Raw genomic sequence first — 14,698 nt, 5'->3', positions numbered from 1 at the left:
ACCTGTGCGGTGCGGGCAAGCGCGCGCAAAACGACTAAAATCAACATTCGAGCCGAAACATACCCAGCCACGACGGGCCTCTGCAGTTTGCAACCCCGACGCGACAGGCTCGACAACCGGGAGTGGCGCACCCCGAATCTATCTGGTAAGTTCGCCCGCTTGCAGCCGCAGGGCCGGCAGGTGTCGGTGACGTTGCAATCCTGCGCAATGGATTAGAAGAGTGAGAGGCGGTCTATTCATGTCCACCCAAGCAAAGCAACAGCAGACTCAAGGCCTCAATGGCTTCGAACCTTACGTAGAGAAGAAAGGTGAGGAGTACATGGGCGAGCCCATGCGCGAGCACTTCACCAAGATCCTGAGCAAGTGGAAACAGGACTTGATGCAGGAGGTCGACCGTACCGTTGACCATATGAAGGACGAAGCAGCCAACTTCCCTGACCCGGCCGACCGTGCCAGCCAGGAAGAAGAGTTCGCCCTTGAACTGCGCGCCCGTGATCGCGAGCGCAAGTTGATCAAGAAGATCGACAAGACACTGCAACTGATCAAAGACGAAGAGTACGGCTGGTGCGAAAACTGCGGGGTCGAGATCGGTATTCGCCGCCTGGAAGCCCGCCCAACCGCGGACCTGTGCGTAGACTGCAAGACCTTGGCTGAAATCAAGGAAAAACAGGTCGGCAAGTAACCCTGTCGAGCTGAACGAATGGAGCGTGTAAACGCTCCATTTTTGTTTCTGGCGTTTACCGATTTTCCAGTAGTATCCGGCCCATGACAGCCTCTACCTATATCGGGCGATTCGCCCCCACGCCCAGCGGCCATTTGCACTTCGGCTCCCTGGTCGCCGCCCTCGCCTCCTACCTTGATGCCCGCGCCAACCACGGCCGCTGGCTGATGCGCATGGAAGACCTCGACCCACCCCGCGAAGAGCCCGGTGCACAGGCGGCGATCCTGCATGCCCTGGAAAGCTATGGCTTTGAGTGGGACGGCGAACTGGTCCGACAAAGCGAGCGGCACGAGGCCTACGCCAAAGTGCTGAACGACATGTTCAACCACGGCCTGGCCTACGCCTGCACCTGCTCACGCAAGCAACTGGAACCCTACAATGGGATTTACCCAGGCTTGTGCCGCAACGCCGGTCACGAGCAGCAAGATGCAGCCATCCGCTTACGTGTACCTGAGCTTTCGTACCACTTTACTGACCGTGTGCAGGGTGAGTTCCGACAACACCTGGGGCGCGAAGCAGGCGATTTCGTCATCCGACGCCGCGACGGCCTTTATGCCTATCAACTGGCCGTGGTCCTGGATGACGCCTGGCAAGGTGTTACCGATATCGTGCGGGGTGCCGATTTGCTCGACTCCACCCCGCGCCAACTGTATCTGCAAGAACTGCTGGGCCTACGCCAACCGCGCTACCTGCACGTGCCCCTGATCATCCAGCCGGACGGTAACAAACTGGGTAAGTCTTACCGTTCGCCGCCGTTGACGCCCGACCAGGCCACACCTTTGCTATTGAGAGCACTACGCGCCCTTGGCCAACAACCCGGCAGCGAATTGCTTCACGCCAGCCCTAGGGAACTGCTGGATTGGGGCATTCGGCACTGGGATGCCACACAGATCCCACGCACACTCACCCTGGCCGAAGCGCAATTGAACTGACGGCGCTTGCAGCTTGCCAAGCATCCGTTACCATCGCCGCAGTTTTCTAATCAGAGGCCAACATGTACATCTATCGATTGGTCCTGCTGTTGGTCGTCGGGATCTACCTGTTTTCTCCCGCCATCATGGATTGGTGGATCGATGCCACGGGCGCTTGGTATCGCCCTTATCTGCTGTGGCTGATCCTGATCGTCGTGACCTTCATCCTGCAGAGCCAAAAAGATGCCGATGAGCTTTAGCCTCACTCAGATGCTGCTGATCAGCGCCGCCTACCTGGCCGCGCTGTTCGGGGTTGCCTGGATCAGTGAGCGCGGAATGATTCCGCGGGCGATCATTCGCCATCCGTTGACCTACACCTTGTCTCTGGGCGTATACGCCAGCGCCTGGGCGTTCTATGGCACCGTGGGCCTGGCCTATCAGTACGGTTACGGCTTTCTCTCCAGTTATCTGGGAGTATCCGGCGCGTTTCTGCTGGCGCCGGTATTGCTGTACCCGATCCTCAAAATCACTCGCACCTATCAGCTGTCGTCCCTGGCCGACCTGTTCGCCTTCCGCTTCCGCAGCACATGGGCCGGGGCATTGACCACGGTATTCATGTTGATCGGCGTGCTGCCCCTGCTGGCTCTGCAAATCCAGGCGGTGGCCGACTCCATCAGTATCCTCACCCGTGAGCCGGTACAGCATCGGGTGGCTCTGGCGTTCTGTGCACTGATCTCCCTGTTCACCATCTTTTTCGGCTCACGCCATATCGCCACCCGCGAGAAACACGAAGGCTTGGTGTTTGCGATTGCTTTCGAGTCGGTGATCAAGTTGATCGCCATCGGCGGCGTCGGCCTCTATGCGCTGTATGGTGTGTTCGACGGTCCGCAACAGCTGGAACTGTGGTTGCTTCAAAACCAGACCGCCCTCGCCGCCCTGCACACTCCGTTGCAGGAAGGTCCATGGCGAACGCTGCTACTGGTGTTTTTCGCCTCGGCGATTGTGATGCCGCACATGTACCACATGACCTTTACCGAGAACATCAACCCGCGCTCGCTGGTAAGCGCCAGCTGGGGCTTGCCGCTGTTCCTGCTGTTGATGAGCCTCGCGGTGCCGCTGATCCTGTGGGCCGGCCTGAAACTGGGGGCCACCACCAACCCGGAGTATTTCACCCTGGGTATCGGTATCGCCGCCAATAGCCCGGCGTTGGCGCTGCTGGCTTACGTCGGCGGTTTGTCTGCTGCCAGCGGGCTGATTATCGTCACGACGCTGGCTCTATCGGGCATGGCCCTCAATCACCTGGTGCTGCCGCTGTACCAGCCACCGGCCGAAGGCAATATCTACCGCTGGCTGAAGTGGACCCGCCGCGCGCTGATCGTCGCAATCATCATGGCCGGTTACTGTTTCTACCTGCTGCTCGGCGCCGGGCAAGACCTGGCCAACCTGGGTATCGTCGCGTTTGTCGCCACCTTGCAGTTCCTGCCGGGGGTACTGTCGGTGCTGTACTGGCCGACGGCCAATCGCCGAGGTTTTATCGCGGGTCTGCTCGCCGGGATCCTGGTGTGGATCGTCACCATGCTGTTACCGCTGGTCGGCAACCTGCAGGGCTTCTACATCCCGCTGCTAAACATGATTTACGTGCTGGACGACACCAGTTGGCACATGGCCGCGATTGCTTCTTTGGCCGCCAACGTCCTGATGTTCACCCTGATCTCACTGTTCACCAATGTCAGCCCAGAAGAAACCAGCGCCGCCGAGGCTTGCGCGGTCGATAACGTACGTCGCCCGCAACGCCGCGAACTGCACGCGGCCTCGCCCCAGGAGTTCGCCACCCAACTGGCCAAGCCCCTGGGTGCCAAGGCCGCGCAAAAGGAAGTCGAGCAGGCGCTGCGCGACCTCTACTTGCCGTTCGACGAGCGCCGACCGTATGCGCTACGCCGTCTGCGTGACCGCATTGAGGCGAACCTGTCTGGCCTGATGGGCCCCAGCGTGTCCCAGGACATGGTAGAGACGTTTTTGCCCTATAAAGCCGGTGGCGAAAACTACGTCACCGAAGACATCCATTTCATCGAGAGCCGGCTGGAGGATTACCACTCCCGCCTCACCGGCCTTGCCGCCGAGCTTGATGCCCTGCGCCGCTACCATCGCCAGACGCTGCAAGAGTTGCCCATGGGCGTGTGCTCCCTGGCCAAGGATCAGGAGATCCTGATGTGGAACAAGGCCATGGAAGAACTCACCGGTATCGCCGCGCAACGCGTGGTGGGTTCGCGCCTCAATACACTCGGCGATCCGTGGAAAGAATTGCTGCAGGGCTTTATCAACCTGCCCGACGAACACTTGCACAAGCAGCACTTGGCCCTCGACGGTCAGACCCGTTGGCTCAACCTGCACAAAGCGGCCATCGATGAGCCACTGGCCCCCGGTAACAGCGGCTTGGTGCTGTTGGTGGAAGACCTGACCGAAACCCAGATGCTCGAAGACAAGCTGGTGCACTCCGAGCGCCTGGCCAGTATCGGGCGTCTAGCGGCGGGGGTGGCCCACGAAATTGGCAACCCTATCACCGGTATCGCCTGTCTTGCGCAGAACCTGCGGGAAGAGCGTGAAGAGGACGGGGAAATTACCGAGATCAGCGGGCAAATTCTCGAACAGACCAAACGCGTATCGCGCATCGTGCAGTCGTTGATGAGCTTTGCCCATGCGGGCGCCCATCAGAATCAGGACGAAGCGGTCTGCCTGGCCGAAGTGGCGCAGGACGCCATTGGGTTGCTCGCCTTGAACCGGCGCAATTTCGAGGTGCAGTTTTTCAATCTGTGCGACCCCGACCACTGGGTCGATGGTGACTCACAACGCCTGGCCCAAGTACTGATCAACCTGCTGTCCAACTCCCGCGACGCGACGCCGGCCGGTGGTGCGGTACGCGTCAAGACCGAGGCTTTCGAACATACGGTCGATCTGATCGTCGAAGATGAAGGTAGCGGTATTCCACAGAACATCATGGATAGATTGTTCGAACCCTTCTTCACCACCAAGGATCCAGGTGAAGGTACAGGTCTGGGCCTTGCACTGGTCTATTCCATCGTTGAAGAGCATTATGGACAAATCACCATCGACAGCCCGGCTGACACCGAAAGCCAACGCGGCACCCGTATTCGGGTGACCTTGCCGCGTCATGTCGAAGCGACGTCCGCTGTGAACTGAGACCGTCGAGAGAATTGAATCAATGCCGCACATTTTGATCGTCGAAGACGAAACCATTATCCGCTCTGCCTTGCGTCGCCTGCTTGAACGTAACCAGTACCAAGTCAGCGAAGCCGGCTCGGTGCAGGAAGCACAAGAGCGTTTCAGCATTCCCACGTTCGACCTGATTGTCAGTGACCTGCGCCTGCCTGGCGCACCGGGCACCGAGCTGATCAAACTTGGCCAGGGCACCCCAGTGCTGATCATGACCAGCTACGCGAGCCTGCGCTCTGCGGTGGACTCCATGAAGATGGGCGCGGTGGACTACATCGCCAAACCCTTCGACCACGATGAAATGCTCCAGGCCGTCGCGCGCATCCTGCGTGACCGTCAGTCGGCCAGCAGCGCGCCGGCCGAGCAGCGCCCCGCCAGCAAAGCCGCCGACAAACCGGGTGTCGACAACAGCAATGGGGAAATCGGCATCATCGGCTCCTGCCCACCGATGCAGGACCTGTACAGCAAGATTCGCAAAGTGGCACCTACAGACTCCAATGTATTGATCCAGGGCGAGTCAGGCACCGGTAAGGAGCTGGTGGCCCGCGCCCTGCACAACCTCTCCAAGCGCGCCAAAGCACCGATGATCTCGGTGAACTGTGCGGCGATCCCCGAATCCCTGATCGAATCCGAACTGTTCGGCCACGAAAAAGGCGCGTTCACAGGCGCCAGCGCCGGACGCGCGGGCCTGGTGGAAGCGGCGGACGGTGGCACGCTGTTCCTCGATGAGATCGGCGAACTGCCGCTGGAAGCACAAGCGCGATTACTGCGCGTGTTGCAGGAAGGCGAGATTCGCCGGGTAGGTTCGGTGCAATCGCAGAAGGTCGATGTGCGCCTGATCGCAGCCACGCACCGAGACCTGAAGAGCCTGGCCAAGATCGGTCAGTTTCGTGAAGACTTGTACTACCGCCTGCATGTGATCGCGCTCAAATTGCCGGCCCTGCGTGAGCGTGGCGCCGACGTCAATGAGATAGCCAGTGCGTTCCTGCTGCGCCAGAGTGCGCGCATCAACCGTACCGACCTCAAGTTCGCGCCGGACGCCGAGCAAGCGATTCGGCATTACTCGTGGCCGGGTAACGTGCGGGAACTGGAGAATGCGGTGGAGCGCGCGGTGATCCTGTCGGAGAGCCCAGAAATTTCCGCCGAGCTGCTGGGTATCGATATTGAACTCAGTGACTTGGAGGATGACGACTTCATCGGCCTCGCCCCGACACCGGGCGGCGGTAGCAATACCAGCCATGAGCCGACGGAAGATTTGTCACTGGAAGACTACTTCCAGCATTTCGTCCTTGAGCATCAGGACCACATGACCGAGACCGAACTGGCACGCAAACTGGGCGTGAGCCGTAAATGCCTGTGGGAACGGCGCCAGCGCCTGGGTATTCCACGACGCAAGACCGGTGTGGCCAGCGAAAGCTGAGGGTGCGCCCCCTTAGGTAACACCCAATGATGTGAAAAAACTGTTACCGCTGATTTTTTGCGTAACAAAAGCCGGGGCTTACGGTAACGAAGCCCCGGCTTTTTTTGGTCCGTCAAAAACCCGAAACCCCCTCAACCCCCCGGTTTTACTAGGCACTGCAAAAGTTGGCACGCACCCTGCTATATGCTTAGTACAAAAACAATAACAAGCTTTGTACAAGACAATAAAAATAAGACGAATCGACTCACGCATAATAAAAACAACACGGCGGAGGCGCAGCTAACTGATTCTTTTGGAGAGGCGTTGCATTTGGGGCTTGCCCCGCAACCAGGCCGAGAACAACAAAAACTGCCCTAAGGCAGAGCCTGAACTGGTTGGATCATAGATCAGCAACACAGCGACCAAAGCAATCCGTTTGCTCTTGACTCCCGATTGGGAGTGTCATGAAGGTGAAGCTTCGTGGCGAGGGCGATCAACAAAAACAAGAAGCCCGCAACCAATAATAAAAATAGAGCACGCAACTACTTCTGGGGGAGCTTCGGCTCCCCTTGTAGTTTCTGGAATTTGGTGCTCAAAGGCTTGTGGCGCAATGCCTGTAGCTTGTTCCTACACCATCCCCTGACTAAATGCTAGAATCCCGACCCATCATGCGGTCATTCTTCGTTATGGCCGAACATTCCTTCAAACAGTGCATCCCATGCTGAAGAAGTTGTTCCAGTCATTCCGTTCTCCCTTGCGTCGTACGCAACACATTCGCAGCACGCCTGAAGTGCTTAACAGCAATCAGCATTCATTGCAGCGCGCTCAGTTCAGCCGTTATGCGGTGAACATCGTCGAACGTTTGCAGAACGCCGGCTACCAGGCTTATCTGGTGGGTGGGTGCGTACGCGACATGCTGCTCAATATCACGCCCAAGGACTTCGACGTCGCCACCAGCGCCACGCCCGAGCAGGTCCGCGCCGAGTTTCGCAATGCGCGCATCATCGGTCGGCGTTTCAAGTTGGTGCACATCCACTTTGGTCGCGAAATCATTGAAGTCGCGACATTCCGCGCCGGTCATCCGCAAAACGATGAAGAGGAAGATACCAATCAGTCTTCCCGCAACGAGAGCGGGCGCATTCTGCGCGACAACGTCTATGGCACTCTTGAAGAAGACGCGCAACGCCGCGACTTCACCATCAATGCCCTGTATTACGACCCGGTCAGCGAGCGCATCCTCGATTACGCCAATGGCGTACACGACATCCGCAACAACCTGATTCGCCTCATCGGCGACCCAACACAGCGCTATCAGGAAGACCCGGTGCGCATGCTGCGGGCCGTGCGTTTTGCCGCCAAGCTCAACTTCGGCATCGAAAAACACACCGCCGCGCCGATTCGGGAACTGGCACCAATGCTGCGGGAAATCCCTTCGGCACGTCTGTTCGAAGAAGTGCTCAAGCTGTTCCTCTCGGGCTACGCCGCCGACACCTTCGAGATGCTCGTGGACTTGGAGTTGTTCGACCCACTGTTCCCGGCCAGCGCCGAAGCACTGGAGTACAACCCTACCTATACGCACACGCTGATCAGCGAAGCGTTGATCAACACCGACCTGCGCATCAAGCAGAACAAACCGGTCACCCCGGCGTTCCTGTTTGCCGCCCTGTTGTGGCCAGCCCTGCCAAAACGCGTACTGCGCCTGCAGGACCGTGGCATGCCGCCGATTCCGGCAATGCAGGAAGCCGCGCACGAACTGATCACCGAACAGTGCCAGCGCATCGCTATTCCGAAGCGCTTCACCATGCCGATCCGCGAAATCTGGGACATGCAGGAACGCCTGCCCCGCCGCAGCGGCAAACGCGCCGACCTGCTGCTGGACAACCCGCGTTTCCGTGCAGGCTATGACTTCCTGCTGCTGCGCGAGAGTGCCGGCGAGCAGACTGACGGCCTGGGCGAATGGTGGACCGACTACCAGGACGCCAACGACAGCCAGCGCCGCGACATGATCCGCGACCTCGGCAGCAAAGGTGATGGAGCCAGCGAAGGGCCCAAAAAGCGTCGTCGCAGCGGCAGCAAGCGCAAACGCAGCGCCGATGCCTCGGGCGCCGCTGGCGAATAAACGTGGAACGTATCTACATAGGCATGGGCAGTAACCTCGCTGCCCCGGAGCAACAATTGCGCAGCGCTGTCGAAGCGCTCGCGCGTTTGCCAGACACCACCGTCTTCGGCGTCTCTGCCTTCTATCAAAGTGACTCCCTGCTCCCGGGCCAACCGCGCTACACCAATGCGGTCGCCGCCCTGGACAGCAGCCTGGCGCCCCTGGACCTGCTGGATGCGCTGCAAGCCATCGAGAATGACCAGGGCCGCGAACGCCTTGAACGGTGGGGCCCGCGCACGCTTGACCTGGACATCTTGCTGTTTGGCGATCGCCTGATCGACGAGCCGCGTTTGAAGGTGCCGCACTACCAGATGCACCTGCGCGCATTTGTGCTCTACCCCTTGTCCGAATTGGCACCTGAGGCCCTGCAGCTACCCGATGGCAGGGCACTGCGCGATTTGCTCGAAGCCTGCCCATTCGTCGGCCTGGAACGCATTGTTTAAGCCAGCTCACACAGCTGAAACGCGTCAGTAACAGCGGTAACACCCCACGCGTAACAATGCGGTAACACATCCAATTGACTTCCCGCGTCCTCCTCACGACTATAGGCGTCCCGCTGCCGCCAACCCGGCGCTAAAGGGCGCAATCCAGGCCTTATAAGCACTGCTCTCAAGACAGTGCGCCTGTATAAACGAAGACTCACGCGCGTAACTCGCTGTTTCCAAGCGCCTGAACGAGGACCCTTTTCATGCCAGACATTACCCTGACCACCTTGCAGAGCCTCAAGCTCAAAGGTGAAAAAATCACCATGCTGACCTGCTATGACGCCACCTTCGCCCACGCCAGCTGCCAAGCCGGGGTTGAAGTGTTACTGGTAGGCGACTCCCTGGGCATGGTTCTTCAAGGGAATGACAGCACTCTGCCCGTTACCACCGATGAATTGGCTTACCACACTGCCAGCGTCAAGCGCGGTAACGACGGCGCCTTCATCATCGCCGACCTGCCGTTCATGGATTACGCCACCACTGAGCAGACCTTCCTCAACGCAGGCAAACTGATGCGCGCCGGCGCACACATGGTCAAAGTGGAGGGCGCACTGTGGCTCGCCGAGTCGATTCGCTTGCTGGCTGAACGCGGCGTGCCGGTGTGCGCACATATGGGCCTGACGCCACAGTCGGTAAACCTTCTCGGCGGCTACAAGGTACAAGGTCGCAACGAAGCCCAGGCACGCCAGATGCGTGCCGATGCCATCGCCCTGGAACAGGCCGGCGTTGCAATGATCCTGCTTGAGTGCGTGCCCAGCGAACTCGCCGCAGAAATCACCCAAGCCGTAAAAGTGCCGGTGATCGGCATTGGCGCGGGCTCGGCCACTGATGGCCAGGTGCTGGTGCTGCACGACATGCTCGGCCTGTCGATCACGGGTCGCGTGCCGAAGTTCGTGAAGAATTTCATGACCGGCCAGGACAGCATCCACGCGGCATTGAGCGCGTACGTTACCGAAGTCAAAGGCGTGACCTTCCCAGGCGCCGAACACGGATTCTCTGCATGAACACCGTAAGAACCGTACGCGAACTACGCGCCGCCGTCGCCCACGCCCGCAAGGCGGGTAAACGCATTGGCTTCGTACCTACCATGGGCAACCTGCACAGCGGCCATGCAACCCTGGTGACGAAGGCTGTTCAGCAAGCGGACTTTGTCGTCGCGAGTATCTTCGTCAACCCGCTGCAATTTGGCGCGGGTGAAGACCTGGACAAGTATCCCCGCACCCTCGCCGCCGACCAGGAAAAGCTACTGCAAGCCGGCTGCAACCTGCTGTTCGCACCGACCGTCGAGGAAATGTACCCCGGCGGCATGACCGGCCAGACCCGCGTCAGCGTCCCGCAACTGTCCGAAGGCTTGTGCGGCGCCAGCCGTCCCGGGCATTTCGAAGGCGTGGCGACCGTGGTCAGCAAGCTGTTCAACATGGTCCAGCCGGACATGGCCGTGTTCGGTCAAAAGGATTACCAGCAACTGGCCGTGATTCGCGCCATGGTCCATGACCTGAACATGCCGATTCAGATCATCGGTGAGCCCACCGTACGCGCCGAAGATGGCCTGGCGCTGTCGTCGCGCAACGGTTTTCTCAGCGAAGAGGAACGCGGGATCGCGCCGGTGCTGTATCGCAGCCTCAGCCAGATTGCCGCAGCCATCAAGGACGGTGACCACGACTTCGCCACGCTGCGCGCCGAACAGGTCAAGCAGATCGAAGCTGCCGGGCTGCGCGTGGATTACCTCGAAGTGCGCCAGGGCGTGCATCTGCGCCCGGCAACCCCTGAGGACAAGGACATCGTGATCCTGGTGGCAGCCTTCCTGGGCACGACTCGGTTGATCGACAACCTGCATCTGAGCCTCAATTAAACCTCGCTGAACACCCCGCCTGTTGCCCTGCTCGCTGTGCCGGTATAAAAAAGTACCGGCCACAGCGCAGACAAAGCCAAGACATATCGACACGCTAGGTTTAATGTAATCGCCCGGCGCTATAGTTAGCGCTGTCTGGAACCCAATGCTTGAGATAAGACTGGATGTTCCGGGCTATGAAGTGTCCTAAAGGCAGTCCCCGTAATAAAAGGAAACCCGCAGCGATGGCGTACTACCGCACCCCTCATGACGTTACCGCTCTGCCCGCCTGGCAAGCGCTCAATCAACATCGCCAAGCCATGCAGGATTTCAGCATGCGTGAAGCGTTCAATGCCGATCCTCAGCGTTTTTCCCAATTCACCTTGAGCAGCTGCGGACTTTTCCTCGATTACTCGAAAAACCTGATCACCAGCGAAACCCGCGACCTGCTGGTAGGGCTGGCGGAGGAAGTCGGCCTCAAGGACGCGATCAACTCGCTCTACGCTGGCGAACCGGTCAACTCGTCAGAAGGCCGCCCGGCCCTGCACACCGCCTTGCGCCGCCCAGTGGGTGACAAGCTGTCGGTCAATGGCGTGAACATCATGCCGGACGTGCACAAGGTGCTGAACCAGATCACCGACCTGGTCGGCCGCATCCACGACGGCCTGTGGCGCGGCTACACCGAAAAGCCGATCACCGACGTGGTGAACATCGGCATCGGTGGCTCGTTCCTCGGCCCGGAGCTGGTCTCCGAAGCGCTGTTGTCCTACGCCCACAAAGGCGTGCGCTGCCATTACCTGGCGAACATCGATGGCAGCGAGTTCCACGAGCTGACCATGAAGCTGCGCGCCGAAACCACGCTATTCATCGTTTCGTCGAAGTCCTTCAACACCCTCGAAACCCTGAAAAACGCCCAGGCCGCTCGTGCCTGGTACTTGGCCCAAGGTGGCTCGGAAGCTGAGCTGTATCGCCACTTCATCGCCGTGTCGAGCAACAACGCGGCAGCCGTGGCCTTCGGTATTCGCGAAGAAAACATCTTCCCGATGTGGGACTGGGTCGGCGGCCGTTACTCGTTGTGGTCTGCCATCGGCTTGCCAATCGCACTGGCCATCGGCATGTCCAACTTCAAGGAACTGCTGTCCGGTGCCTACACCATGGACCAGCATTTCCAGAACGCGCCATTCGAACAAAACATGCCAGTGCTGCTTGGCCTGCTGGGCGTGTGGTACGGCAACTTCTGGGGTGCGCAGAGCCATGCGATCCTGCCGTACGACCACTATCTGCGTAACATCACCAAGCACTTGCAACAGCTGGACATGGAATCCAACGGCAAGAGCGTGCGCCAGGACGGCAAACCGGTGTCCACCGACACCGGCCCAGTGATCTGGGGTGGCGTCGGTTGCAACGGTCAGCATGCTTACCACCAGTTGCTGCACCAAGGCACCCAACTGATCCCGGCCGACTTCATCGTGCCGATCGTCAGCTTCAACCCGGTGTCCGACCACCATCAGTGGCTGTACGCCAACTGCCTGTCCCAAAGCCAGGCACTGATGCTCGGCAAGACCCGCAGCGAAGCTGAATCCGAGCTGCGCGACAAGGGCATCCCGGAAGACGAAGTGCAGAAGCTGGCCCCGCACAAGGTGATCCCGGGCAACCGTCCGAGCAACACCCTGGTGGTGGAGCGCATCAGCCCGCGTCGCCTCGGCGCGCTGGTTGCCATGTATGAGCACAAAGTGTTCGTACAAAGCGTGATCTGGGGCATCAACGCGTTCGACCAATGGGGCGTTGAACTGGGTAAAGAGCTCGGCAAAGGCGTCTACAACCGTCTGACCGGTGCCGAAGAAACCTTGGCTGAGGACGCTTCGACCCAGGGTCTGATCAACTACTTCCGCGGCCGTCACCGCGGCTGATGCAGGTATAGCAAGGCCAACGTCCTTTTGGACGTTGGCCTTGAACCCTCTCCACACAGGGTGCATCTTTATGACTTGTCGCAAAAACAAGAATAAGGATCGCTCATGTTCGATATCAGCACGTTTCCCATCGCCGATGCCGTCCGCCGGGCTGCGCAACTCAGTCAAGAGGACTATCACCGCCTCTATCGCCAATCCATCGAACAGCCGGACACCTTCTGGGCTGAACAGGCCAAGAGCTTTCTCGACTGGATGACCCCATGGCACACCGTTCAACACTCGGACATCAACACTGGCGCCGCCCAATGGTTTGCCGGTGGCCAACTGAACGTCAGCTACAACTGCATTGATCGTCACCTGGTGCAACGCGCCGATCAGCCGGCCTTCATCTGGGAGGGCGATGATCCGACAAAGTCTTCCAACATCACTTACCGCCAACTCCATCAAAACGTCTGCCGCCTGGCCAACGTGCTGAAAAGCCGTGGCGTGAAGAAAGGTGACCGGGTGTGCATCTACATGCCGATGATCCCGGAAGCGGCCTACGCCATGCTGGCCTGCACGCGGATTGGCGCGGTGCACTCGGTCGTGTTTGGTGGTTTTTCGCCGGACGCCATGCGCGACCGCATTCTCGACGCCGACTGCCGTACCGTGATCACCGCCGATGAGGGCGTGCGCGGCGGCAAGCCGGTGGCTTTGAAACAGAATGTCGACAAGGCCCTGGCCAGTTGCCCGAATGTCAGCACCGTCTTGGTGGTGCAACGCACCGGTGCCGACGTGAACTGGAGCGAAGGCCGCGACCTCAAATACCAGCAGGCCGTTGACGCTGCGAGCGACGATTGCCCGCCAGAGCCGATGGACGCCGAAGACCCGCTGTTCATCCTCTACACCTCCGGTAGCACCGGTAAACCCAAGGGCGTGTTGCACACCACCGGCGGTTATCTGCTGCAGGCAGCGATGACCTTCAAGTACATACTCGACTACCGTGACGGCGAGGTGTTCTGGTGCACCGCCGATGTAGGCTGGGTCACCGGCCATAGCTATATCGTGTATGGCCCGCTGGCCAATGGCGCGACCTCGCTGATGTTCGAGGGTGTGCCGAGCTACCCGGACAGCTCGCGGTTCTGGCAGGTGATCGATAAACACCAGGTGAATATTTTCTACACCGCGCCGACAGCCTTGCGCGCGTTGATGCGTGAGGGCCACGTACCACTGGAAAGCACCTCCCGCGCCAGCCTGCGTTTATTGGGCAGCGTGGGCGAGCCGATCAACCCGGAAGCCTGGGACTGGTACTTCAACGCCGTGGGCGAACAACGCTGCCCGATTGTGGATACCTGGTGGCAGACCGAGACCGGCGGCATCATGCTCAGCCCGTTAGTCAGCGCCCAGCGGATCAAGCCGGGCTGCGCGACCCAACCGATGTTTGGTGTGCAACCGGTGTTGCTGGATGAGCAAGGCAAGGTCATCACCGGTGCTGGCAGCGGCGTACTCGCCATTAAATCAAGCTGGCCGGGACAGATCCGCAGCGTGTACGGCGACCCGCAGCGCATGATTGACACCTATTTCAAACCCTACCCCGGTTATTACTTCACCGGAGATGGCGCGCGCCGCGATGAAGACGGCGACTACTGGATCACCGGGCGTATCGACGATGTGATCAACGTGTCCGGCCACCGTATCGGTACCGCCGAGGTGGAAAGTGCGCTGGTGTTGCATGACCAAGTGGCCGAGGCCGCTGTGGTGGGCTACCCCCACGACGTCAAGGGCCAGGGCATCTACGCCTTCGTCACGCCCATGAACGGTGTGGAACCCAGCGATGCGCTGAAACAACACCTGCTTGAGCTGGTCAGCAAGGAAATCGGCAGCTTTGCCAAGCCGGAACTGATCCAATGGGCACCGGCGCTGCCGAAAACCCGCTCAGGCAAGATCATGCGCCGGATCTTGCGCAAGATCGCCTGCAACGAACTCGACAGTCTTGGTGATACCTCGACCCTGGCCGACCCCAGCGTCGTGGACGGCCTGATCGACAAACGCCTGAACCGCTAGGAAAACCTG

General features: G+C 59.7%; 11 protein-coding genes. All 11 read left to right on the top strand.

The window, feature by feature from the left end:
- Positions 1-238: 238 nt before the first annotated feature.
- The 11 genes from dksA to acs all read left to right on the top strand — a co-directional run bounded on the left by dksA (position 239) and on the right by acs (position 14,689).
- The gene (dksA, locus tag ACKZ62_RS03930) at positions 239-682 is read left to right on the top strand and encodes an RNA polymerase-binding protein DksA (protein ID WP_032884743.1); all 444 of its coding nucleotides are present in this window, start codon (positions 239-241) and stop codon (positions 680-682) included.
- An 83-nt stretch (positions 683-765) separates the two neighbouring features.
- Complete coding sequence (gluQRS, locus tag ACKZ62_RS03925; RefSeq protein WP_032884742.1) at positions 766-1,653, top strand: tRNA glutamyl-Q(34) synthetase GluQRS; 888 nt, start codon at positions 766-768, stop codon at positions 1,651-1,653.
- A gap of 62 nt (positions 1,654-1,715) precedes the next feature.
- Positions 1,716-1,892 carry a hypothetical protein gene (locus tag ACKZ62_RS03920; protein WP_003176118.1) on the top strand — a complete coding sequence of 59 codons (177 nt, stop codon included), beginning with the start codon at positions 1,716-1,718 and terminating at the stop codon, positions 1,890-1,892.
- Positions 1,876-4,830 (top strand): sensor histidine kinase, encoded by a 2,955-nt coding sequence (locus ACKZ62_RS03915; protein ID WP_447096350.1) that lies wholly within the window; start codon positions 1,876-1,878, stop codon positions 4,828-4,830. Before ACKZ62_RS03920 ends, ACKZ62_RS03915 begins: the two co-directional genes overlap by 17 nt.
- 22 nt (positions 4,831-4,852) lie before the next feature.
- The gene (locus ACKZ62_RS03910; RefSeq protein ID WP_032884739.1) at positions 4,853-6,283 is read left to right on the top strand and encodes a sigma-54-dependent transcriptional regulator; all 1,431 of its coding nucleotides are present in this window, start codon (positions 4,853-4,855) and stop codon (positions 6,281-6,283) included.
- A gap of 697 nt (positions 6,284-6,980) precedes the next feature.
- The gene (locus ACKZ62_RS03905) at positions 6,981-8,381 is read left to right on the top strand and encodes a polynucleotide adenylyltransferase PcnB (RefSeq protein WP_032884738.1); all 1,401 of its coding nucleotides are present in this window, start codon (positions 6,981-6,983) and stop codon (positions 8,379-8,381) included.
- Positions 8,382-8,383: 2 nt separating this feature from the next.
- A complete protein-coding gene (folK, locus tag ACKZ62_RS03900) occupies positions 8,384-8,863 on the top strand; it encodes a 2-amino-4-hydroxy-6-hydroxymethyldihydropteridine diphosphokinase (protein WP_099603199.1) in 480 nt (159 codons plus the stop codon).
- Between the two features lie 245 nt (positions 8,864-9,108).
- Positions 9,109-9,909, top strand: a complete 801-nt coding sequence (gene panB, locus ACKZ62_RS03895; RefSeq protein WP_122755953.1) for a 3-methyl-2-oxobutanoate hydroxymethyltransferase — start codon at positions 9,109-9,111, stop codon at positions 9,907-9,909.
- The gene (panC, locus tag ACKZ62_RS03890) at positions 9,906-10,757 is read left to right on the top strand and encodes a pantoate--beta-alanine ligase (protein ID WP_032884733.1); all 852 of its coding nucleotides are present in this window, start codon (positions 9,906-9,908) and stop codon (positions 10,755-10,757) included. The genes panB and panC overlap by 4 nt, the downstream gene beginning before the upstream one ends.
- A gap of 224 nt (positions 10,758-10,981) precedes the next feature.
- Positions 10,982-12,646, top strand: a complete 1,665-nt coding sequence (gene pgi, locus ACKZ62_RS03885) for a glucose-6-phosphate isomerase (RefSeq protein ID WP_095186254.1) — start codon at positions 10,982-10,984, stop codon at positions 12,644-12,646.
- 105 nt (positions 12,647-12,751) lie between these two features.
- Positions 12,752-14,689 carry an acetate--CoA ligase gene (gene acs / locus ACKZ62_RS03880; protein ID WP_447096349.1) on the top strand — a complete coding sequence of 646 codons (1,938 nt, stop codon included), beginning with the start codon at positions 12,752-12,754 and terminating at the stop codon, positions 14,687-14,689.
- The last annotated feature ends 9 nt before the right edge of the window (positions 14,690-14,698 follow it).

The organism is Pseudomonas sivasensis, assembly GCF_052938085.1.
This window is presented reverse-complemented; position numbering and strand designations above follow the sequence as displayed.

Bases quoted from the DNA above. Each gene is read 5' to 3' on its own strand.
- panB (WP_122755953.1), top strand. From the start codon at position 9,109: ATGCCAGACATTACCCTGACCACCTTGCAGAGCCTCAAGCTCAAAGGT.
- ACKZ62_RS03915 (WP_447096350.1), top strand. From the start codon at position 1,876: ATGCCGATGAGCTTTAGCCTCACTCAGATGCTGCTGATCAGCGCCGCC.
- pgi (WP_095186254.1), top strand. From the start codon at position 10,982: ATGGCGTACTACCGCACCCCTCATGACGTTACCGCTCTGCCCGCCTGG.
- acs (WP_447096349.1), top strand. From the start codon at position 12,752: ATGTTCGATATCAGCACGTTTCCCATCGCCGATGCCGTCCGCCGGGCT.
- ACKZ62_RS03920 (WP_003176118.1), top strand. From the start codon at position 1,716: ATGTACATCTATCGATTGGTCCTGCTGTTGGTCGTCGGGATCTACCTG.
- dksA (WP_032884743.1), top strand. From the start codon at position 239: ATGTCCACCCAAGCAAAGCAACAGCAGACTCAAGGCCTCAATGGCTTC.
- gluQRS (WP_032884742.1), top strand. From the start codon at position 766: ATGACAGCCTCTACCTATATCGGGCGATTCGCCCCCACGCCCAGCGGC.
- ACKZ62_RS03905 (WP_032884738.1), top strand. From the start codon at position 6,981: ATGCTGAAGAAGTTGTTCCAGTCATTCCGTTCTCCCTTGCGTCGTACG.
- ACKZ62_RS03910 (WP_032884739.1), top strand. From the start codon at position 4,853: ATGCCGCACATTTTGATCGTCGAAGACGAAACCATTATCCGCTCTGCC.
- panC (WP_032884733.1), top strand. From the start codon at position 9,906: ATGAACACCGTAAGAACCGTACGCGAACTACGCGCCGCCGTCGCCCAC.